This is a genomic window from Streptomyces sp. NPDC107522, from assembly GCF_055657525.1.
Genome location: NZ_JBVKAU010000024.1, coordinates 1 through 21,365, shown reverse-complemented (window position 1 = coordinate 21,365; position 21,365 = coordinate 1). Strand labels below are relative to the sequence as shown.

Here is a 21,365-nt window from a genome sequence, read left to right as displayed (position 1 = left end):
ACGGGCGTTCGTCGCCTGTCCTCCTCATCCATCCAGGGTTGCGTCCGGCGAAGTGATGTACGGGTTCGACCTTATCCGGCGGTTGGTTCCGGATTCTGGCTGCTGCCCGCATAGACGAACGGCCACCGGCTGATCTTCGAGGTGTCGAAGCCCGAAGGAGATCAGCACGATGACCGCACCCGACAGTCTGCTCCTGCACGCCCTCACGGAAGACAACCTCGCCGCGGCGGGTCACGATCTGCTGCGGGCGATGATCAGGAGGGGCGCCTAAGCACAGTCCCGGGCCTGCCGCCATGCCCGATCGAGCCTGCTTGCAGGGTACGGGCGTTTGACAGCGAACCCAGTCGTTCAGGCTTCCTTGTCAGCGAACCTGGTCGCTCTTCGCCCCGATGCCTTTGATCCTGGTCGGAGTTCCCTCCGGGGCGAACGGGTGGTGGAAGGTGAAGGCGTGCGGCGCGGAGCCGTGGCCGTGGAGGTGTTCCAGCCTGGAAACCCCGTCCTGCCAGGTGGGTATCACGCCGTCGAAGACCCACCAGAACACGTAATTCGGGTGCCCTGTCCTCTCGAACCAGTCGTAACGCCTGGTCAGCGCCTCACGGTGCAGACCGGTGTAGACGGCGTCGAAGGCGGGGCGCAGGTCGGTCCAGAGTGAGAGGGTCGCGGCCAGGGCGGTGGTTTCCACCGTACGGCCCTTGCCGTACCAAGTCGGTACGGCGAACGCTCCCCATGCACCCCAGTCCGCCTCGAAGAGCATGCCCCGGTCACCGTCCGCCGCTTCAGCACGCGCGAGGTACCCGGGGTGCTGACTGATCTTCCGGTACACGGCCTCACCCCAGTCGTAGAACTCGCGCATGAGAGGTGCGGGATCGGCGAGAGGTAACTTCAGGACGCCGAATGTGTACACCGCAAGATGGGGCATGCATCTCTCCCTGGTTGGGGGGTGCCTGGTGTGGACCCGGCTCGGTGGCTTACGTCCTGGAGGCGAGGATGGGGCGTGACCGACTCATCACGTCGCGGGTGGCTCAGCCTGAGGGAACTCCTGTGCGGCCGTGGGCGGTCGCCGAAGACCAGGTGAAGGTAGCTGCTTCTGCGGGCCATGTCGAAGTTGCGTTTTCCCTGTCCAAGTGGCCTCTTGCACCGGTCATTGCGAGGGCTGGGGCGGTGACGGGCGGGGCAGGCTGCGGGGTACCAGTGAGCTTCTTCGAGCTGGCCCGCGATCAGGTGACGGCCTATGAAGCGCAACGAGCGAGACGCCCGAGTTGTTGATCGAGATGTCTGACGTCTCAACCACGCTGCTCGGGGGCCTCGTTGGTCATCTAGCTCCTCAGGCAGTGAGGTGGTCGTGGCGGCAGCGACCGCGCCGGAGGGCGCGAAGCCCAGGAGCAGAGGGCGAGGACGCTGCGCAGCACCGTGTCGTGCCATGGCCCGGTGTAGATGAGGTGGTCGGCTCACTGTCGCCAGGTGGCGGCGCTCTTCTGCAGGCGGTCCTCGCATTGGGCGGGCGTGGGCAGGACCAGCGGTTCCTGGTGCGCGTAAGACAGCGCGGCCTGGGTGTCAGCGTCGGCCTGCACTCGTGCGGTGACGGAGTCGTGCGTGCACTGCGGCTTTCCCGCGTTCCAGGCGCAGACGGCGACCGCATGGGGCCCCCGAGGCCGCGACCGGGATCCCGGCGCGCCGGGTCATGGGCGGTGCACCAGCGCCGTCCTCGAAGCGACGCTGAACGCTCCAGCGCATGGGGACGCTGCCGGCGAGGCCCTCGATCCGCCGGACCAGTTCCCGGCCGGGCGCCAGCGAGAGGTGGTCGGCCAGGGTCAGGGCGTCGGTCAGCCGGACCGTGCCGTGCGCAGTGGTGAACGTCGTCTCAAGGACGTTGGTGCCGGCGAGGTAGCGGCGGCTGCGGTGTAGGGGACGTCGGGCCAGAGGAGGAAACCTGCCGCCGCGGGCCTGGTCGAGGACGGCGGCGAACCACGGCGGGCGAGTGCCGGTCGGGCCAGGCCGGCCAGTCCAAGGTGCCGTCGCGGGCGACGAGCGCGGCGCAGCGCCCGTCCCCGATCACGGCGTGGTCCCGCAACGGCGCGTATCCGTCTGCCCTTTACCGGCTGTGCGGTGTCCGGGTCGGTGGAGGTGCGGCCGGATGTGGGAGGCGGGGCTGTCACCTCGAGGCCCCTCTCTCTGGACTATCGTCCAAGTGGGTCCGATCGGCGGAGGAGGTCGTTCAGGGGTACGTCGGGGTCGGCGAGCCGGGTCGGATCGACCGGCTTCCTTGAGGTGACGAGGGCGCGGATCGGGTCGGTGACGTCCCAGACGTTGACGTTCATGCCGGCCAGTACCCGGCCCTCGGCGAGCCAGAACGCGATGAACTCGCGGGTATCGGTGCGGCCGCGGAAGACGACCTGGTCGTAACCGCCGGGTTCGACATGGCCGGTGTACTCCATCCCCAGGTCGTACTGGTCGCTGAAGAAGTACGGGATGCGGTCGTAGGTCACGTCCTGCCCCAGCATCGCCCTGGCTGCGGCCTGCGGCTGGTGGAAGGCGGTGGCCCAGTGCTCGACCCGAATGTGCTTCCCGAGCAGCGGGTGCAGGGCGTTCGCAACGTCCCCGGCGGCGTGGATGTCCGGGTGGGAGGTGCGCAGATGGGCGTCGACGCGGATGCCGTCGTCGACCTCGAGGCCGGCGGCTGTGGCGAGCTGGGTGTTGGGGGTGATGCCGACCCCGACGATGACCGCGTCGGCGTCGACGCGGCTGCCATCCGCCAGCAGAACGCCGCTCGCCCGGCCGTCTTCACCGGTGATCTCGGCGACCTGGACGCCGAAACGCAGGTGGACTCCGTGATCGGTGTGCAGATCGGCGAAGATCTCCGACACCTCGCGGCCCAGCACGCGCAGCAGGGGAAGTTCCGCCCTCTCCAGGACCGTGACCTCCGCGCCGGCCGCGCGGGCGGCGGCCGCGGTCTCCAGGCCGATCCAGCCGGCGCCGATCACCGCGATGCGGGACGCGGTTCCGAGGGCTTCCTTGACTCGGTCGCTGTCGGCGAACCGGCGCAGGTAGTGGACACCGTCGAGGTCGGCTCCGGGCACGGGCAGGCGGCGCGGTGAGGAGCCGGTGGTCAAGAGCAGCTTCGCGTAGCCGATGCGGCTGCCGTCGGCGAGCGTCACCTCGTGTCCGGCCGGGTCGATCGCGGTGACGGTGGCGTTCAAGCGCAGGTCGACGTCGTGCTCGGCGTACCAGTGGGGCGGGTGGACGTAGACCGTGTCACGCTCGTCCTTTCCAAGCAGGTAGCCCTTTGACAGCGGCGGCCGTTCGTAGGGGCGCTCGGTCTCCTTTCCGAGCAGCACGAGGGGCCTGTCGAATCCCTCTTCCCGGAGCGTCTGTGCTGCTTTCGCGCCCGCCAGGCCGGCTCCGACGATCACGAATGCCGTGTTCGCGGTCATGTGCTCTCCTCTGCTGCGTCGGCTGGGCATCAGGTGGCGCCGCGTGTGGTGCGCAGAGCGGTATCCAGCTGCTCGAAGAGCTCCTTGCCGGAGTTCGTGAACTTGGTGATGCCCTCCTCTTCCAGCACGCGCACCACGTCGTCGTAGGCCACTCCGACGGCCTCAAGGTCATCGAGTACCTGTTGGGCTCGCGCATACGTGCCATGGATGGTGTCGCCCGGAACGCGCCCGTGGTCCGCGAACGCGCGCAGGGTCTGTTCCGGCATGGTGTTGACCACGCCGGGCGCCACCAGTTCGTCGACGTAGCGGGTGTCGTCGTAGGCGGGGTCCTTCACCCCGGTGGAGGCCCACAGTGGGCGTTGCGGGCGCATCCCGGCCGCCGCCAGGGCCCGCCATCGCTCCGATGCGCATGCCTGCTCGAAGTGCTGGTAGGCCAGGCGGGCGTTGGCGATCGCGGCCCGGCCGCGCAGGTCCCGTGCCTGGGGCGTACCGATCTTGTCCAGTCTGCTGTCGACCTCGGTGTCCACCCGGCTGACGAAGAAGGACGCCACCGACGCGACGGAGGCCATGTCACGTCCCGCCGCATGCGCCCTGTCCATGCCGTCCAGGAAGGCGCGGAGCACCTGGTCGTAGCGATCCAGGGAGAAGATCAGCGTCACGTTGATGCTGATGCCCTCGGCGAGCGCCGTACTGATCGCTTCCAGGCCCTGCTGCGTGGCGGGGATCTTCACGAACAGGTTCGGCCGGTCCACCAGCCACCACAGGGCCCGTGCCTCGGCGACCGTTGCCGCGGTGTCGTGGGCCACCCGCGGGTCCACTTCGAGCGACACGCGCCCGTCCACCCCGTCGCTGGCCTCGTACACCGGGCGCAGTACGTCGCAAGCCCAGCGCACGTCGTACGCGGTCAGGAGCCTGACGGCTTCCTCGACCCGCACCCCGCGCCGGGCGAGATCCGCTGCCTGCTCGTCGTAACGGGCACCGGTGCGGATCGCCTTGGCGAAGATCGTCGGGTTGCTGGTGATGCCCACGACGCCCTGTTCGCGCACCAGCTCGGCCAGCCGGCCACTGGCGAGTCGCTCCCGGTTCAGATCATCCAGCCAGACGGCTACGCCCTCGGCGGCCAGACGACCCAGGTTCACACTCATGATCTTCTCCTTCGCGTCGCTACGGGTGATCCCCTCCGGTTGCCGCCCAGACTGTCCGCGGACCGGACACAGGCCTCCTTCACACCTGGCCGGGTGAGCCGCATGGAAGGGCTCGCCCGCCTCGTCACCTTCCGTGGCTGCCGCCTGCTGGCAGTGAGACCGCCGCTCGCCTTGGTAGCGCTGGGCGAGTCGGGCGAGCGTGACAGCGCCGAGCAGCAGGCCGAGGTCACGCAGCGCCCGTCGCAATGGCCGGGATGGTCAGCAGGTTGACGATGATGCCCGCGAGCCATCCGGCCACCAGCCGGCCCCCGAAGCGCGGGCGAGCGCTACGGCAAGGCCCGCGACGATCTCGATCGCTCCGACGGCGTACATGGCGTGTTGGGCACTGCCCGGAACGCTGTCGTCGATCCACGGGGCGAGGTAGGCGGGCCAGTCCCGTCCGGATGGGGTGGCTGTGGTTACGGACGACATGACACCCTTCCTTCTATCGACAACCCCCACTAACGATAGAAGCGCGGGAGCCTTCTATTGTCAATCATTATTGGTTTTACAATGTCCTCGTGGACCCCTCGAAGAAAGCACCCCGTCACGACGTCTCCGCCGTCGCAGCTCTTGACGAACCGACCCGCAGGAGGCTCTACGACCCCGTCGCGCGCCGACCGGAACCGGTCAGCCGCGACGAAGCCGCCGAGGTCCTCGGCCTTGCCCGGCAGACCGTGGCCGTCCACCTGGACCGGCTGGCCGACGCATCATTGCTCGACGTCGTCTACGAGGAGCGCAGCGGACGCACCGGACATGGAGCAGGCCGGCCCGCCAGGCTCTACAAGCGCCCCGCCAAGCAGGTCACCGTCAGCCTCCCGAAGCGGCACTACGAGCTGGCCGGACGGCTCCTCGCCCAGGCGCGCTACCCCACCGCCCGCCGGCATGCGCCCGTCCGGAGGCGTAACACCACCCGCAGTTCTCCATCCCCCGAGAGGTACGTCATGGACATCACCGCACCGATCACAGCCTCGGCACCGGAAAAGGACGGCATGCCAACCCGCTTCGCCGGCATCCCTGGGCCCCAAACGACGAAGCCGTCCATCACCCCGCTGCGTGTAGTCCACGACACCGGCGGCATAGACCTGCCCGGCGCCGAACGCGCCGCCGCGCAGTTCCTTGAAGCACTCGGCATCCAAACCGAGACCGAAAGCCTGCACGGCACCCCCGGCCGCATGGCCCGCGCCTACGCCGAACTGTTCAGCCCACGCCCCTTCGACCTGACCACCTTCCCCAACGACGAGGGCTACGACGAACTGGTACTGGCACGCAGCATCCCTGTCCGATCGATATGCGAGCACCACATGCTGCCTGTCGTCGGCACGGCCCACGTCGGCTACCTGCCCGACAACCGCATCCTCGGCCTCTCCAAACTGGCTCGCGTCGTCGAACACTTCGCCTGCCGCCCCCAGGTCCAGGAACGCCTGACCAAGCAGGTTGCCGACTGGCTGCACACCCACCTCGAACCCAAAGGCGTCGGCGTCGTGATCGAAGCCGAACACACCTGTATGACTCTGCGCGGAGTCCAGGCCACCGGCTCCAGCACTCTCACCTCCACTCTCCTCGGCACCCTCCGCCACGACGCCCGCTCACGGGCAGAATTCCTCTCCCTGACCGGCATGCCCACCTGAACCACCACCAGCGGCCCCGCCTTCGGTCAGGCCTCCGCGCGCCGTTGTCGGCGAGCCCGGGCGCGTCCGGATCGCCCAGGGCCGCAGGGCCCGGCAGCCGGAGTGGAGGCACCGAAGCCATGCGGACCAGCACGTTGAGGTTCTTGGTACTCCAGCAGCGGTTCGTGTCCTGATTTGCGTTTTCGGTAGTGGGAGTGACGGGCGATGGTCTGGCGGTGTCTTCGCCAGGCCGACCATTTCAGTGTGTGGGTAGGGCGGGCCGGGGCCGCACACCTCAGCTAACGCGCTTTCACCGTGACCTGTCTCGATGGACCTGAGCCACTTCGGTTCTCTGACCAGCGGTGGTTCAGGTTGAGCGAGACGTAGCGGCAGGGGTCGTCTCGCTCAACCTGGGCTTTGAGGGGCAGAGTTGTGTCGCTGGCCAGTTCCATTTCCCCACTCGCGGCCATGTAATGGGGAGTCAAGTGGCCGCGAATGGTCACAGCGAGTCATCGGCCTGGAAGGACGCCGCGTGATAGCTGTCCGAAGCCCTGGCGGATCCTGCTGGAGCCCCCTCTAGGAGGGGCGTAAGACCGGTGCAGCATGATGAGCCTGTGGACTTCGAGCCGTACCGGGGTGAGTTGGTGGCGTTCTGCTACCGGATGCTGGGCTCGGTGCATGAGGCCGAGGATCTGGTGCAGGAGACGTTGCTGCGTGCCTGGAAGGCCCGTGACCGGTACGACCCGGCGCGCGCGTCGGTGCGGACCTGGCTGTACCGGATCGCGACCAATGTGTGCCTGACCGCGCTGGAGGGGCGCGGGCGGCGTCCGCTGCCGTCCGGGCTGGGGATGCCGAGCGGCGATCCCGAGGCGCCGCTGCTGCCGGCGCTCGATGTGCCCTGGCTGGAACCGTTCCCGGACGCGCGGTTCGATGTGGAGGTGCGGGCCGATCTGCGGCTCGCGTGGGTGGCGGCGGTGCAGGTCCTGCCGGCGCGGCAGCGGGCGGTGCTGGTGCTGCGCGAGGTGCTGGCGTTCACCGCCGCCGAGGTCGCCGAGCAGTTGGGGACCACGGTCGCGGCGGTCAACAGCGCGTTGCAGCGCGCCCGTGCCGCCCTCGCCGACGTGGGCGATGCCGGGGCGGTCACCGAGCCGGACGATCCCGACGTGCGGGCGGTCATCCAGCGGTACATGCAGGCGTTCGAGGCGGCGGATGTACCCGCGCTGGTGCGGCTGCTGGCCGACGACGCGGTGCTGGAGATGCCCCCGGTGCCGCTGTGGTACCGGGGCAGCCAGGACTACGGCCGGTTCCTGGAGCGGGTGTTCCGGATGCATGGCGCGGGCTGGGGCATGCGGGAGCTCACAGCAGGCGGGCAGCCCGCGCTCGCCGCGTACGCGCCGGAGCCCGGTGGCGGGCGCCGTCTGCACACCCTGCAGGTCTTCACCGTCATCGACGGCCGCATCGCGCACAACGTGGTGTTCGCCGATCCGCGCGTCTTCGACGCCTTCGAGCTGCCGGGCGAGATTCCCGCGGGAGAGTTCCGCCGGGAGCGATGAGTCGGGGCGGTGCAGCCGGTACGTACCGGTGAGCACCGAACAGAAGGGAGTCTCATCGTGAGCGTCATCGTCATTGAGTTCATCACCTTGGACGGGATCGTGTCCGACCCGGACGGGTCCGCCGGCACACCGCGGGGCGGCTGGGCATTCCGGCACGGCCCGGAGGCGGTCGCCGGGGACAAGTTCCGGCTCGGCCGCACGCTGGACGACGGGGTACTGCTGCTCGGGCGCGCCACCTGGCAGCTGTTCTCGCGGCTCTGGCCGGGCCGCGACGATCCGTTCGCCGCGCGGATGAACGCCGTCCCGAAGCTGATCGCCTCCCGCACCCTCACCCGCGCCGACACCTCGGTGTGGGCGAACTCCCAGCTCCTTGACGGCGATCTGGTCGACGCCGTCAAGCGCGAGCGGCGGGACGTGGTCATCACCGGGAGCCTGAGCGTCGTGGACCGGCTGATAGCCGCGGACATGATCGACGAGTACCGGCTGCTGACCTTCCTCACCGTCCTCGGCACCGGCCGACGGCTCTTCCCGACCGATGGCCCCCACGCCGAGCTGGAGTGCCTTGCCGCCGAGCGGGCCGGTGCCGCCGTCCTCACCCGCTACCGCAGGGCCGCCTGATGACCGCCCGTTTCATCGCCCTGTACGAGACACCCGCCGCCCCGGCGGCATTCGACCGGCACTACCACGATGTCCACATCCCGCTCGCACGCCGCCTCCCGGGTTTGCGCCGCTACACGATCGGCCGCGACCTGATCGCCGTCCGCGGCGGCCTCCCGTACGACCTGATCGCCGAGCTGGAATGGGACTCGATGGACGAACTGCACGCCGCGTTCGCTTCACCCGAGGGCCGCACCACCGCCGCCGACGCGGCGCACCTGCAGGAACTCGCCCCGGTCCGCAGCATGATCTTCACTGTGGACGAGAGTGTGCTGTAGGCGATCCCTGCCGTACGCGTAACGAACGAACGAGGCCGAGGAGCCCGTCCCTCGGATCGTCCGCGTCGGCGCCGGTGAAGACGCCCGCTCGCCCGAGCGAGAGGGCGTGTCATCTGTCAGGTTGAGGTCTTCGACTGCGACTCGCGGCCTTGGGCACGCAGTTCCTCGTTGATGCGCCGGGCTTCTTCGAGTTGGTCTTCGAGGATGACGATGCGGCAGGCGGCCTCGATCGGGGTGCCCTGGTCGACCAGTTCACGGGCACGGGCGGCGATGCGTAGCTGGTAGCGGGAGTAGCGGCGGTGTCCGCCCTCGGAGCGCAGCGGGGTGATCAGGCGGTGTTCGCCGAGGGCGCGGAGGAAGGCGGGGGTGGTGCCGAGCATCTCGGCGGCCCGGCCCATGGTGTAGGCGGGGTAGTCGTCATCGTCGAGATTGTCGATGGGACGGGAATCGGCAGGGATCATAGACCTCTTCTTTCAGCGGACGCGTCGGGGGGCCTGGGTGCCGTACGGCACCCAGGCCCCGAGCTTTCAACACCATCTACCGGCGAACTGTGCCGGCCTTCTTTGTCCGCAGGTTTCGCCTGGGAGGGCGGGGCTGCGGGGATCGCGGATGCGTGACCGGGGACCACCTTCCAATCCGGGGCCTGCGGTACCCGGGCGGACTCTTCCTCGCCCGGGCGATCCTGATGGCGTCTGCTCCTTACTTTCGGTTACTCGGTTGTACAGCTGGATCCTGCGGGTACTGCTCGCGGCCTCTGCGAGGCCGCGTCCTGCTTGACGTGCATGCGCGGCAGTTCGTGTCTGCCGTGCCCTTATCGACTTCCTGGGTACAGCGGAAACTGTAACCCTGGGATGAGTCAATGTCTACTGCGGCCAGAGCAGTTTTTCCTCAGGTTCGATACATGTTCTTCTGCCGTGCATGCACCTGAAAGAGTGATGTCTCGGGGTGGGTGTCTGTCTATCCGGTCACGGCGGTGCAGCAGCTGGCTGACGGCGCGGCTCTCGTGGAAGGGTGGATGCGGACGCCCCGGGGTGATCGTCAGCGCGCTGCGCTGGGACCATCCTGAACGACTGGGTCCGGTTCCTGAACGACGACGAGCACCCGGACAAGACGGCCGAGATGGCGTACGTGTGGGGATTCATCAACCGGGATTTCGGCGGCGAAGCGCTGCGGTGCCTGTGGAGCAAACACGAGACCAACTACCCCATGTTCGCCGAGGCGGTGTGGCTGCTGCACCGCGAGTTCAGCGAAGGCCGCGGCTCCGACAATCGCCCTCTCTTCGCCGGCCTGCCGCCGATCCCTGCCGACGTCCTGTTCCGGAAGATCGCGAGCTCGTCGGCGGTGGTCTTCCGGAAGCTCACCGAAGACCAGATGGTCGAGATCCTCCGCACGGCACCGCAGGACTACGCAGCGATGCGGTGAAGGCCCCCCGTCATGTCTTCGCGGTCCTGCAAGAGGGCCGCTGGCCTCCGGGCCCGGCATGCTGGATCACCGGTGAAGTGACCAGGGGGATACATGGAGTTAGAGCCCACCGAGCTGTCCGAAGCCATCAAGGCGGTTCGCGCCGGACTGGCCGCAGCACAGCAGGACGGGGACGGCTCCCCGATCCGGTTCACGGTCAAGGACATCGTGCTGGATCTCGGCATCGAACTGCGGCAGAGCGCCTCGGCCGGCGGCGGGGTGAAGGCGTTCGTTGTCTCCGCGGATGCCCGCGGCGAACGCGCGAGCACCGCGACCACCGGATGATCGTCACCCTTCAGGTCGAGACGGGCCCGGGCGGGCGGGACGTGCTCATCGGCGACGCGGGCCGCGGCCTGGACCCGGTGCCCGCTCCCCCGGCCGGCATGTAGGCCTGGAGCAAGGGCAGCCTGGTGGAGCTGCGGACCGTCGAAGTCGTCAACCCCCGCGTCCCCATGTTCCGTTCGGGCGCCCTGGTCGCGCCGGGGCTGCACACGGACCGTGTCGTGCTCGGTGCCGGCCTCCCCGTCGCCCGCTGGGTGAGCTGACCTGCGACTATCCGGATGCACGGCCGGTGTGTTCCATAACCGGCTTCCCCCGGGCCATGCGCAGGCCGCATTCCGTTCTGGCGCCGCCGTATGCACTGGTAGGCAATGGCCTCACGAATCGGCGGGCCGTCCAGGCAGTGCACTGTCTCCGGCGCCACCGGGCCAACACACCGTCGCGAGCTCCGCCGCAACGGCCCCGGGGGGTGAGGGCATGGTCTGTGCGAAGGCAGGTTCGCCGCGTAATGCCTGGGCCAAGATAAGTATGAGCAGTCCCATGACAGCGGCGGGAGACCTAGCGGGTGGCGGATGAGCAGACACAGCGTGCTGTAACGGGGCATGAGTCGGGCCAGAGGCGGGCCGACGGGACGGTGGAGGCCGCGCAGTTGGGAAGGCCCGTGCCTGTGGTGCTCTCGGTCGTGGCGCAGGAGTTGCGCGTGCTGGTGCGGTCTGTGCGGTGTCTGGCTGTCGCGGGGACCGCGCCGTGACGGGGGTGGGGCGTCCGGGTCAGCCCATCGCACAGTGCAGCCCGCACGATTTGGAGGTGCATCCCGCGGGCTCTCCGCCAGGCCGGGGCGGCAGCCCGGGGGTGCGGGTAAGCCTGCTTCCCGGCTATGTGGTTCGCCGCCACGACCACACTCTGGCCGAGGTGGTCCGGGAGGCGGCGCAGGGCCGCAGTCACATGGTGGTGTTGGTCGGCTCCTCGTCGACTGGTAAGACGCGGGCGTGCTGGGAGGCTGTTCGGCCGCTGGCGCGGCTGGGGTGGTGGTTGTGGCACCCGTTCGCCCCCAGTCGGGCTGAGGCTGCGCTTGCAGACCTTCACGCAGTACGGCCGGGCACGGTGGTGTGGCTGAATGAGGCTCAGCACTACTTCGGTGATCCGAGGGTGGGTGAGCAGATCGCCGCTGCGCTGCATGGCCTGTTGACAGAGGCCGGCCGCGGGCCGGTTCTGGTTTTGGGCACGCTGTGGCCGGAGTTCGCCCAGCGGTTCATGGCCTTGCCCCGGCCAGGTGAGGAAGATCCGCACAGCCGGGCGCGGGAACTGCTTGCCGCGCGGCTGGTGTCCGTGCCGGAGACCTTCGACGAGGAGGCGCTGCGCGCGACGGCTGCTCTGGCGGGTGAGGGAGATGTGCTGCTGGGGGATGCGCTGATGCGGGCCGGCGCGTCGGGTCGGATCACGCAGGATCTGGCCGGGGCGCCCGAGCTGTTGCGTCGTTATGAGCATGGCTCGCCGGCGGCCGCAGCCATCCTCAACGCGGCGATCGATGCCCGGCGTCTGGGGGTGGGCGTCCACTTGCCGCAGGCCTTCTTGTCGCAGGCTGCCGTCGATTACCTCGATGAGGTCGACTCCGCGCAGCTCGACGAGGGCTGGGTGGAGTCGACCTTCGCCGAGCTGACCCATCTGGTGCATGGCAAGCAGGCGCCACTGCGCCGCACGACCGCGCGTCCCCCGCACCGCTCCCTCACCAGCGCGCCTGCCGGTAGCTGGGCGGCAAGTACATCGGGTCCGGTCTTCCGGCTTGCCGACTATCTCGAGCAGCACGGCCGTACCGTGCGTCGGCGGCTGTGCCCGCCGGCCTCGTTCTGGCAGGCCGCTTGCGTTCATCTCGCGCATCCCGACGACCTCAGCAGCCTGGCCCGGGCCGCTCACGCCCGGTGCCGTTTGCAGTGGGCTGACCATCTGCGCCGGCGTGCCGCCGACGCCGGCGATGTCCGGGCGCTGCTGGCCCAAGCGGCACAATGCGAGCGGGCTGCTGACTGGGCGGGGGCCAAGGCCCTGTACCGCAAGGCTGTCGACGCCGGGCACAGCCGGGCTCTGGCTCTGCTGGCGGAACTGCACGAGGCGACCGCTGACCCCCAGACGGCAGAAGTCCTGGCCTGGCAGGCGGCCGAGGCCGGCTACCCGCGGGCACTGGCCCGTATCGCGGTGCTGCGGGAACAGGCCGGCGACCGGGCCGGGGCACAGTCCTTGGCACTCCGGGCCGCTGACGGCGGCCATGGTCAGCCCCTCGTCCGGCTGACCGCACTGCGTGAGACGCGCGGACAGCACGAGGACGCCGCAGCAGCCGCCCAGCTCGCCGCCGACCGGGGCCACCCGCAAGTTCTCGCGTTTTTGGCCGGGTTGAGGGAAGCAGCCGAGGACGTTGTCAGTGCGGATGCCCTGTACCGGCAGGCCGCCGACGCCGGCCACACCTACGCCCTGGTCTGCCTGGCGGCGCTACGCGAAGAGGCCGGATGCCCCGCCGACGCCGATGATTTGGCCTTGCAAGCCGCCAAGGCCGGGCACACGCGTGGCCTGACGCTGTTGGCCGGGCTGCGTGCCGAATCCGGTCACCCCGACAGAGCCGAAGCGCTATGCCGCAAGGCAGCCGAGGCCGGCTACCCGCACGCTCTGATCCTCCTGGCCGAGCTGCGGGAAAGAGCCGGCGATCTCAAGGGCGCTGAAGCCCTCTACCGGCAGGCCGCCGACGCCGGCCATACCCACGCCCTGCTGTCCGTGGCCCGGCTGCGCGACAAGGCCGGCGATCCCCACGGCGCGGAAACCGTGTACCGGCAGGCCGCCGACGCCGGCCACACTCCCGCCATCATTGCGCTGGCCGCGTTGCGGGAGAGGGCCGGCGATGCGACCGGTGCCGAAGCCCTCGCCTGGCAGGCCGCGGACGCGGGCAACGCCCACGCCCTGCTCCACCTGGTGGCGGTACGCAGCCGCGCGGGAAACCGCGACAACGCCGAAGCGCTCGCCCGCCAAGCCGTCGATGCCGGACACGTCCTTAAGTTCGACACCCGCCGCGCGTCCCCCCAACATCAGTGGCCCCACGGCCTTGATGCCGATGGCACACCCACACCGCCCTGGTCGTAAAGACCCCTCAGCACAGCTCCTGAAAGGACCTGCCGGACCGTGGCTCGCCGCCGCATACAGGCAGCCACCCGGCTCCAGCGACTCGCAGGGGCCGTTGCGGCCCCAGTGCTGCGTCGCCGCGTGGCTGGCGACTCGGCTGGGCTGGAGGAGGGAGCCGGTGCCAGACAAGGTGCTGGGGCGATAAGTCAGGCGGTGGTAAGGGCGGTGCGTGCAGCATCGAGGAAGGCGGCGTGGGCGCTCTGATACTGCTCCAGGGGAGCGTTCGCGTCGAGGAAGCGTTCCAGGGCTTGAGCGGCATCGGCAACCGGGGCCGGGCCTTCGAGACGGACCAGGGTGAGCGCGTCCGTGACGGCGGGCAGGGCTGCCCGGTAGCGCTCGCGGCAGTCGGCGGCTGCGGGGCTGCCCAGGGCCTGCTGCCATTCCCGGCGGTGTTGGTGGGCGGTGTGGGTGGCGGCGAGGAAAGCGGCGTAGGCGGCGCGGCGTACCTCCCGCTCGGCGGCGCGGTGTTGGGCGGTGAGGGTCTGGCGGGCGACATCGAGCTGGGCGTCCGCCTGCAGGCGTCCGGCCTCCCAGGCGGCATCCGCCTGACGGCGCCCGGCCTCCCAGGCAGCGTCCGCCTGGCGCTGGCCGGCCGCCCACGCTGCATCCGCCTGCCGGACTGCGGCGTCGACCGTGCCTTGCGCCTGTTTACGGGCAGCCGCCAAGGTGAACCAACCGGTCAGCGCGCCGCCGGCCAGGGCGCCGGCCACCGCGGAGCCGGCGGCGATCCACGCCGTCATCGCTTCCCCCGCCACCTGGCCCCTTCCGGCTGCTGTCCGATCCGCTCAACCCACCTCTGCAGTGTGGCAGTTGGAGCAATACGTGAATGCCGGGGCGCTGGCGTTGGCCGCGCACGACTCATCGTTGGGCGACCGACGGAATTCGTTGACCAGCCGTAATGCGGCTTCCGTCGGGTTGGATTCGCGCGCAGGAGTGCCACGTTCCCGCGAATCGCCGACCCGCGACCCGCCATGACGTCGGAAAACGACCAGACGACCCGAGAGCATCATCGAGCGCGACAGCCTCAGAGGTTAGAAGACAAGCCTCACCTGACATCCGTGTTCCACATCCTTCCGAGCAGGACGTGGGGGTCCGCCGACTCCGCCCGGCGGACCCCCACGCAAGACCGCAGGTCAGGGATCTCTGAACAGCTTCTGCTGGCGCCTTCTTTCCAGGAGGCACGTGCCGCCAGCGACCGCGCCAAGTGCCGGTCCCCCTAGGAGAGCAGTCTGAATGCTGTAGGTGACCCCGTTCCCGGCACTCAGGGATGCAAGGAGAAGGACCCCGGACATGACCACTCCTACGGATACCCCGATGAACATGGGGTGCCTCGCGGAGAATCTTTGGCTTCTGGTGGGCGGACGGCCACCGCCAAGGTGCTTGTCGAGGCGCGAGTACGCATCAGCCATGCGGGCCAACAGGCCCCTTGGGTTCTCAGACCTCATCAGATCGTTCTACCCCTCAGTCGGGGAGGTTCCGGTCGGCCCTCCACCGGTTTACCGCAGGGCCGAGCCTCCCCGCGTAGTTACCGGCAACCCCCCACGCCATTGGCTGCCAGGTCGCCGACCAATACCCGCCGAGGCTCCGGTCCGCACCCGGCGTGAAACGGTTGGACACCGCTCCGGCCACACCCGATCCGATGATGACGCAAGCGGCCGCCACGGCCCCGGCAGTCATAAAGCTGCACCCGGCGGCGACACCAAGTCCGATGATGGCGCCGCTGTGCTTCTTCCAGGTCTCCTTTGCCCATTTGGGTATGCCCCATGTGCCGTTGGGGTCCATGAGGTTGGTGGGGTCACCGGAGGCGTAGAGGTACGGGTTGGCTTCCAGGCCCGAGGGGTCGGGCTGGGTGAAGCGGCCAAGCTGCGGGTCGTAGTAGCGAGCCTCGTTGTGATACAGCCCCGTCGGGTCCTGGTAGCCGCCCGCGTAGCGGTAGGGCTGGGGGACCTGTTCGGTGGCATCGGTGATGCCGTTCGGGCTGTAGTAGTACCAGTTGACCTTCTCTCCCTTCGAGTTGACCACGGCTTCGACGGAACCGAGTCCGTCGGTGAGGTAGTAGAAGGTCTCCGGCTCGCTCCGCGTGGTGGTGTGGGTGTGGAAGGAGTTGAGGTTGCCGCCCGGTTCACGGGTGAAGTTCATGTCCACCCCGGCCTTGGTCTGCGCGGAGAGGCCGACCGGGCCGTGGTGGAAGACCGTGTCACCGAACTGCGTACGCTCCGACTGGTCGGTGGATGCGTAGCGGCTCTTGAACTCCTCACCGTCGACCGTGGTCACGGTCATCTGAGAGAAGTCGTTGAAGGACGAGGTCCGGGCCTGGTCACCGGAGGGCAGGGGGCGTGCCGATGTTTCGTTGCCTGTCTTGTCGTAGGCCCAGCCGTCGCTGTTGCCGTTGACGGCGGTGAGCTGGGAGGCGTCGTCGTAGGTGTAGGTGGTGCCTGCGGGGCAGGTGTCTGCGGCCTGGATGCTGCGGGCGGCGGGCAGGTTGCCGTTCTGCGAGGTGAGGTTACCTGCCTCGTCGTAGCAGTACAGCCAGGAGTTGTTGAGGGTCGAACCCTCGGTCTCCTTCGCGTGCCGCAGGCGTCCGGCGGAGTCGTAGTCGAAGGTGCGCTTGAGGCCGTCCACCGCATCGGTGCGGGTCCGCAGCTGGGTGCCGTCGACCTGTTTCCCGTTCACGGTGCGCGTGTAGTCGTAGGCGATGTCGGTCAGGGTGCCCTCCCGGTCGGAGGTCGCCTTGATCCGTATCGCCCGGTTGGACTTGTCGAGGGTGGTCGTCTCCACGATCCCGGAGGGCAGGTTCCGCTTGGTGCGGGCGTCGTTCGCGTTGTACTCGTAGCTGGTCTTCTTGCCGTCCGGATCGGTCAGGGACAGCAGGTTGTTGGTCTTGCTGTAGGTGTACTTCACGGTGCCGGCCGGGTCGGTGTAGGACTCGACGTTGCCCTCGGCCGTGTAGACCAGCACGGTCTGGGAGCCGTCCTGCAGGGTGCGCACCGTCTCCCGGTTCAGGGGGTCGAAGTCGTACTTCGTGATGCCAGTGGCATCGGAGCGCTGCTTAAGATTGCCGTCACCGTCGTAGGCGTAGGTCACGGTTTTGTCGGTGCTGGAGACCTTGATGATCCGGTCGCGCTGGTCGTAGACGTAGACGGTCTTGATGCCGCGCCCGTCGATGACGGTCTCGGGACGCCCCAGACTGTCATAGGTGTAGCGGGTCTCACCCTGCGGCGAGGGCGGGGTGACCTTGGTCAAGTTGCCCTTGGCGTCATAGGCGAACTTCGTCGCCTTGCCGCCTGCGTCCTTGACCTGGCAGCGCTGGCCCGCGAAGCCGCCGCAGGTGGCGTCTGCCGGGTTGTAGGTGAAGCTGCGCGTACCGCCCTCCGCTCCGGCGACGGTCTCCTCGGTAATGTTGCCCGCCTGGTCGTAGCTGTAGGAGACCTCTACGCCATCCGCGCTGGTGATCTTGCCGGGGACGTCGGCTCCGGCGATGGTCCGATATCCGGTCAGGGAGGCCGTAGCGCCGGTGGGCAGCTTCACCGAGCTCGGGTTCGAGCGCGCGTCCCAGCCGTAGGCGGTGACGTTCGCCGGGTCGGACCCAGTGCCCATCGCGTCGGCGGCGGTCTGCAGGTTCAGGTTCGCGTCATAGGTGTGCTCCCGGTTCCTGCCGAGCGCGTCCGTGACCTTGGTGATCTCACCGTCCGCCTGGTGCGCGTACTTGGTCGCATTGCCCGCCGGGTTGGTGACCGTCGTCGTCCCCGACCGCCCCTCACCGGAGGTGTACGTGTAGGTGTAGGTGGGGCCGGTCTCGCCGGAGCTGTTGAAGCCGGTGGCACGCTTCATTGAGGTGACGCGGTTGTCGGCGTTGTAGGTGAAGACCGTCACCCGCCCCTCCGGGGTGGTGATCTTCGTCAGGCGCCGGTCCGCGTCGTAGCCGAGCGCGGTGGCCTTGCCCTCCGTGTCGGTGACCTTGGCCAGGTCACCGGCCGCGTTCAGGTCGTAGACGACCGTGCGGCCGGTGTTGTCCTTGGCCTGCCACTGCGAGGCGTCGGTCTTGACCAGGTCGATCCAGCGGCCGGAGCGGGACTCGGTGAGCTTGAATCCCTTGTTCTCGCCGCCCTCGTCATGCTGGTCCACGAGTACGTGCCCGCCGTTGCGGTCGCTCATCTTCACCAGCGTGCCGACCGCGCTGTAGGTGTCCTTCATGCCCGAGGCGCGCTGGGTGATCGTGTACTCGCCGCTGGATGTCTTCTTCAGATCCAGGCGGTAGCCCTCGGGGGTGGTGAAGGTTCCGTCGGCCTTCTCAGCGAAGGAGACCGAGCCGCCAGTGGCGTCGTAGAGCACCACCTTGTCGCTCTCGATCTGCAGGTAGCGTTCGTAGCCCTGCCACCAGCGCTGCGAGACCTTCCCCCAGGGAGCGTCCATCGAGTTGTACGTCCGTGACAGCTGCAGCGACTGGCCGACGCCGGCGATCTGGAAGTCGGTCGCTGCCAGCATGAGATTGCCGGTGGAGTAGTTGACGCGCGCGACCAGGGAGTCCGTCACCCGGACATCCGAGATCAGGTGCCAGGGCACTTGCCCCTGCCCCTTGGGCACCACAGCTGCGAGCGCACCCGCGGCACGCTGCCAGTCACCGGTCGCGGCATGCGCGTGTTCCTTCTGCGCGGCCAGCCATCGGGCAACCTCTGCCGTGGGCGCCTTCGCCCCGATGGACGCCGGGGCCTTCGTCTTGCCGATCTTCACCGGCGGCATCTCGGCCTTCGCGCCGTCCTTGCCCCACTCCGAGGACGGCTTGTCCGGCCCCGGTTCGGCCGCCATCGCGGGGATGACCCCTGCCGCCAGGGCCAGGGTGAGCGAGGCCGCCACGGCGCCACGCCTTGCCTGGATGCGGGCACGTCTGCGGGACGTGCCGTTGATTCCTAAGTACACAGTTTCCCCTCCGGTTTCCCATCTGGAGGCACAGAGAGCAGCGGAGCTCAAAAGGGGAAGGTGCCGACGCCCTCGGATGACAGGGAAGGTGCGGGCCTAGGGCCGCGACGCTGCTCTCCGTGCCGTACTGGACCACACCGGGCTCGAGTTGGGTTGAACCCCGGTGCGGTGCGCTCGTCGTTCAGCCGAGCCGCAGCTCGTGGTCTGGCAGAACGTCACGGGGTGCCGGGACGTGTATGCCTTGGTCTGGACCGTTCGGCACGGCTGCCACCGTAGGCACAGCGGTCGCTGCCCGTACACCGCCAGTCGAACACGTGGCCGAAATTGAAGGGCTAAGCGGAAGAACCGGACGGCGAACCGGAAAAGCACAGAGCTGCGTCATTCCGCGAGGCCCGTGTGAACAGCGTGGCGGAGCGGACCGTTCCGGCGGAATCGGATCGGCTCAATGCGACCCCGTCCCCGGACGCCGCTACCCCCGGCTGAGAGGCCACCATGCATGACAGCGAGGAGCACACCACCAGCCCCGCGTTACGTGCCTCGGACACCGACCGCGACCAGGTCGAAGCGCAACTGCAACACCACTACGCAGTTGGTCGGCTGACCCTTCCCGAACTCGAAGAACGCGTGGTCGCAGCCTACGAAGCGCGCACCCGTGGGCAACTCGATGCCCTCTTGAGGGACCTGCCGGGCGAGTCGCAACAGCCTCCGTCACACACTCATGTGATCGACTCCCGCCTGCTGATCGTCCTGCTGTGCGTCGCGCCACCCGCGGCGCTCATCTACTGGCTCATCTGCCAACGCGCGGCACGTCGAGGGGACTCTCGGCCCCAGGCCGTGGAAGACGCCCGAACACGGAGACCCGAGCTAGCCCCGTGATCACTCCTGCCGATGGTCTCTGTTCCCGATCCCTCCGAAGGCCGAGTGACATCAATTCTCGTTGACATTGATCATGCAGACGAGCGGCAGGTGACTCCCAACTCGCGTCGAAATGACACCCACGGCAAGTGACACAGCCACCGCGCATATAGGCCAACGCCGACTCCCTCGGCTCCGACCTGCTGAACCGGTGCACGAACCGCCCATGCAGAGAGGTCAGTTCACCGGCCCACAACCTGACATCAACAAGGCCCCCACCCGCAACCACACCAACGACCAACCTGGCCAACAGTCACGACAAGCACCGTTGCAGTACTAGTACTGCAGTGGCACTTCACCATTCCCGCTGGTCAGAGGTGTAGCTTCGAGCCTAGCGGGCTGACGGCTCATCAGGAGGCGGTTCAAGCAAGGCGCCTTCAGGCACGGGTGCGACGACGGTAGTGGCAGGCGCGGGCAATGGCCTGGTGACGTCTGCGCCAGCGGGACCAGCTCAGTGGACCGGCGCCACGGTGCGCGGGCCGGGGGCAGACAGCTGCCAGCAGACGCCGGATTTCTGCCACGGTGAGCGGGGCCAGGCCGGCTGTGTCGTTTCTGCCACCCCCCTCTCGACCGCGGCCGCAGCCACGGCGGCGAGGAAGGCGTGCGCGAGCATGGCCAAGGTGATGTGCCGATACCAGCCGGGATAGCGGCGGACCTCGTACTGGTCCAGGCCGCACTCGCCCTTGGCGGCCTGGAAGCACGCCTCGATGGCCCAGCGGGTGCCGGCGACGCGCACCAGCTGCTCGATCGTGGTCCCGTCGGGTGCATAGGCGAGGTAGTAGGCGAGTTCGTCGGGGCGGGCCAGGCTGCGGCGGGCCATCACCCAGCGATGGTGTGTGGGTGGATCCGGGTCGAAGACGATGTTGACGGGCAGCCGGGCGATGGCCCAGTCATAGACGCGCGGGCCCTTGGCGCCGTCGCCGCAGGACAGCACCTGCCAGGCATCGCTGGGTGCGTCGGCGATGACCTGGTCGATACGCCAGATCCCGGCCAGCGACTTGATCTGCTGGGACTTCGGCACCGCCAGGACGTAGCCGACATCGGCCTCTTCCAGCATCCGGCGGAAGGTCCAGTCCTGCCCGTAGGCGCTATCCGCGGTCACCCAGGCGATCGGCAGCGACGAGGCCAGTGCCCGCAGCACCAGGGTGCGGGCCAGCTCTGGCTTGGTCGCAAAGCCACGGTCCATGGGAACCCGGGCAGCCCGGCACCGCGCGGCATCATCGGTCCACGACTTAGGCAGATACAGCTCCCGGTCCACCAGCGCCCGCCCCCGGCTGGAGGCGTAGGCGGCGAAGACGCCGATCTGGCAGTTCTCGGTCCGCCCGGCCGTGCCGGAATACTGCCGCTGCACCCCGGCAGAGACGCGGCCCTTCTTGATGAAGCCGGTGTCATCGACGATCAGCACGCCGTCCGGCATGCCGAGCCGCTCGGCCACGTAGTCCTGCAGGTCGTCGCGGAGCCCGTCGACATCCCAGCGGCTCCAGGACAGCAGGTGCTGCAGCCCGTACGGGCCGGAGTGGCCGGCGTACTCAGCCAGCTGCCAGCTGTTCTTGCGGCCGACCGGGCCCAGCAGACCCCGCACGTAATCCCGCATCCGACGCCGCACCTCGACCCGGCCGAACCGGCCGCCCACCCGCAGGAACAACTCCTCCAGCTCGGCCGTCCACGGCCCCGTGACGAAGTCCGCCATCATGACCCGATCGTGCGCGGCCTCGCCCGCCGCACCGACCGGCTTACCCGAACTGCCCCCTGATGAGCCGTCAGCCCGCTAGGCTCGAAACTGCACTTCTGACCAGCGGGAAGGGTGAAGTGCCACTGCAGTACTAGACGAGTAGTTCCGATTGCGGGGTTCACGGACGCCGGGAGGGTGTCCAACATCGGGTTGTGACGACCGAGTTAGACACCCTCTTGACCGCAC

The 21,365-nt window shown here is 68.6% G+C and carries 16 protein-coding genes and 3 pseudogenes; 10 read left to right on the top strand and 9 right to left on the bottom strand.

Annotated elements, in window-relative coordinates; genetic code table 11:
* Positions 1–361: 361 nt before the first annotated feature.
* From ACZ7L6_RS40190 to ACZ7L6_RS40175, 4 genes and pseudogenes are all read right to left on the bottom strand, one after another.
* Positions 362–919, bottom strand: coding sequence for a DUF3291 domain-containing protein (locus ACZ7L6_RS40190; RefSeq protein ID WP_471932923.1), 558 nt, complete (start codon positions 917–919; stop codon positions 362–364).
* A gap of 1,258 nt (positions 920–2,177) precedes the next feature.
* Complete coding sequence (locus tag ACZ7L6_RS40185) at positions 2,178–3,431, bottom strand: NAD(P)/FAD-dependent oxidoreductase (RefSeq protein ID WP_471932921.1); 1,254 nt, start codon at positions 3,429–3,431, stop codon at positions 2,178–2,180.
* 29 nt (positions 3,432–3,460) lie between these two features.
* Entirely contained in the window at positions 3,461–4,576 is a 1,116-nt protein-coding gene (gene tal, locus ACZ7L6_RS40180; RefSeq protein ID WP_471933037.1) for a transaldolase, read from the bottom strand.
* A 156-nt stretch (positions 4,577–4,732) separates the two neighbouring features.
* Positions 4,733–5,047: pseudogene (locus tag ACZ7L6_RS40175) on the bottom strand (hypothetical protein); the annotation flags it as partial.
* Positions 5,048–5,136: 89 nt separating this feature from the next.
* Here ACZ7L6_RS40175 and ACZ7L6_RS40170 point away from each other — a divergent pair.
* The 5 genes and pseudogenes from ACZ7L6_RS40170 to ACZ7L6_RS40150 all read left to right on the top strand — a co-directional run.
* Positions 5,137–5,283 (top strand): annotated as a pseudogene (locus ACZ7L6_RS40170) (transcriptional regulator); the annotation flags it as partial.
* A 324-nt stretch (positions 5,284–5,607) separates the two neighbouring features.
* A complete protein-coding gene (folE, locus tag ACZ7L6_RS40165; RefSeq protein WP_471933036.1) occupies positions 5,608–6,246 on the top strand; it encodes a GTP cyclohydrolase I FolE in 639 nt (212 codons plus the stop codon).
* Between the two features lie 593 nt (positions 6,247–6,839).
* Positions 6,840–7,778, top strand: coding sequence for an RNA polymerase subunit sigma-70 (locus ACZ7L6_RS40160; protein WP_471932919.1), 939 nt, complete (start codon positions 6,840–6,842; stop codon positions 7,776–7,778).
* Between the two features lie 57 nt (positions 7,779–7,835).
* Positions 7,836–8,396, top strand: coding sequence for a dihydrofolate reductase family protein (locus ACZ7L6_RS40155; protein WP_471932917.1), 561 nt, complete (start codon positions 7,836–7,838; stop codon positions 8,394–8,396).
* Positions 8,396–8,713 carry an EthD family reductase gene (locus tag ACZ7L6_RS40150; RefSeq protein ID WP_471932915.1) on the top strand — a complete coding sequence of 106 codons (318 nt, stop codon included), beginning with the start codon at positions 8,396–8,398 and terminating at the stop codon, positions 8,711–8,713. The genes ACZ7L6_RS40155 and ACZ7L6_RS40150 overlap by 1 nt, the downstream gene beginning before the upstream one ends.
* 116 nt (positions 8,714–8,829) lie before the next feature.
* Here the strand turns inward: ACZ7L6_RS40150 and ACZ7L6_RS40145 are convergent, their stop codons facing one another.
* Complete coding sequence (locus ACZ7L6_RS40145; protein ID WP_471932913.1) at positions 8,830–9,174, bottom strand: MerR family transcriptional regulator; 345 nt, start codon at positions 9,172–9,174, stop codon at positions 8,830–8,832.
* Between the two features lie 658 nt (positions 9,175–9,832).
* On the opposite strand from ACZ7L6_RS40145, the gene ACZ7L6_RS40140 reads away from it, so the two are divergent.
* The 4 genes from ACZ7L6_RS40140 (at position 9,833) to ACZ7L6_RS40125 (ending at position 13,576) form a co-directional block, all read left to right on the top strand.
* On the top strand, positions 9,833–10,135 hold the full coding sequence (locus tag ACZ7L6_RS40140; RefSeq protein WP_471932911.1) for a hypothetical protein: 303 nt from the start codon (positions 9,833–9,835) through the stop codon (positions 10,133–10,135).
* A 93-nt stretch (positions 10,136–10,228) separates the two neighbouring features.
* Positions 10,229–10,459, top strand: a complete 231-nt coding sequence (locus ACZ7L6_RS40135) for a trypco2 family protein (RefSeq protein WP_471932909.1) — start codon at positions 10,229–10,231, stop codon at positions 10,457–10,459.
* 125 nt (positions 10,460–10,584) lie between these two features.
* Positions 10,585–10,719 carry a hypothetical protein gene (locus ACZ7L6_RS40130; RefSeq protein ID WP_471932907.1) on the top strand — a complete coding sequence of 45 codons (135 nt, stop codon included), beginning with the start codon at positions 10,585–10,587 and terminating at the stop codon, positions 10,717–10,719.
* Between the two features lie 883 nt (positions 10,720–11,602).
* A complete protein-coding gene (locus ACZ7L6_RS40125; RefSeq protein WP_471932905.1) occupies positions 11,603–13,576 on the top strand; it encodes an SEL1-like repeat protein in 1,974 nt (657 codons plus the stop codon).
* A gap of 185 nt (positions 13,577–13,761) precedes the next feature.
* On the opposite strand, the gene ACZ7L6_RS40120 is transcribed toward ACZ7L6_RS40125, so the two are convergent.
* Together ACZ7L6_RS40120 and ACZ7L6_RS40115 are read right to left on the bottom strand one after the other, a co-directional pair.
* Positions 13,762–14,355 carry a hypothetical protein gene (locus tag ACZ7L6_RS40120; protein WP_471932903.1) on the bottom strand — a complete coding sequence of 198 codons (594 nt, stop codon included), beginning with the start codon at positions 14,353–14,355 and terminating at the stop codon, positions 13,762–13,764.
* Between the two features lie 721 nt (positions 14,356–15,076).
* Positions 15,077–18,469: an RHS repeat-associated core domain-containing protein gene (locus ACZ7L6_RS40115; RefSeq protein WP_471932901.1), complete on the bottom strand. Its 3,393-nt coding sequence runs from the start codon at positions 18,467–18,469 to the stop codon at positions 15,077–15,079.
* A 555-nt stretch (positions 18,470–19,024) separates the two neighbouring features.
* On the opposite strand from ACZ7L6_RS40115, the gene ACZ7L6_RS40110 reads away from it, so the two are divergent.
* Complete coding sequence (locus tag ACZ7L6_RS40110) at positions 19,025–19,408, top strand: DUF1707 SHOCT-like domain-containing protein (protein WP_471932899.1); 384 nt, start codon at positions 19,025–19,027, stop codon at positions 19,406–19,408.
* A 139-nt stretch (positions 19,409–19,547) separates the two neighbouring features.
* Here ACZ7L6_RS40110 and ACZ7L6_RS40105 read toward each other — a convergent pair.
* Both ACZ7L6_RS40105 and ACZ7L6_RS40100 read right to left on the bottom strand, forming a co-directional pair.
* A pseudogene (locus tag ACZ7L6_RS40105) lies at positions 19,548–19,676 on the bottom strand (IS701 family transposase); the annotation flags it as partial.
* 222 nt (positions 19,677–19,898) lie between these two features.
* Entirely contained in the window at positions 19,899–21,140 is a 1,242-nt protein-coding gene (locus ACZ7L6_RS40100; protein ID WP_471932897.1) for an IS701 family transposase, read from the bottom strand.
* Positions 21,141–21,365 lie beyond the last annotated feature (225 nt).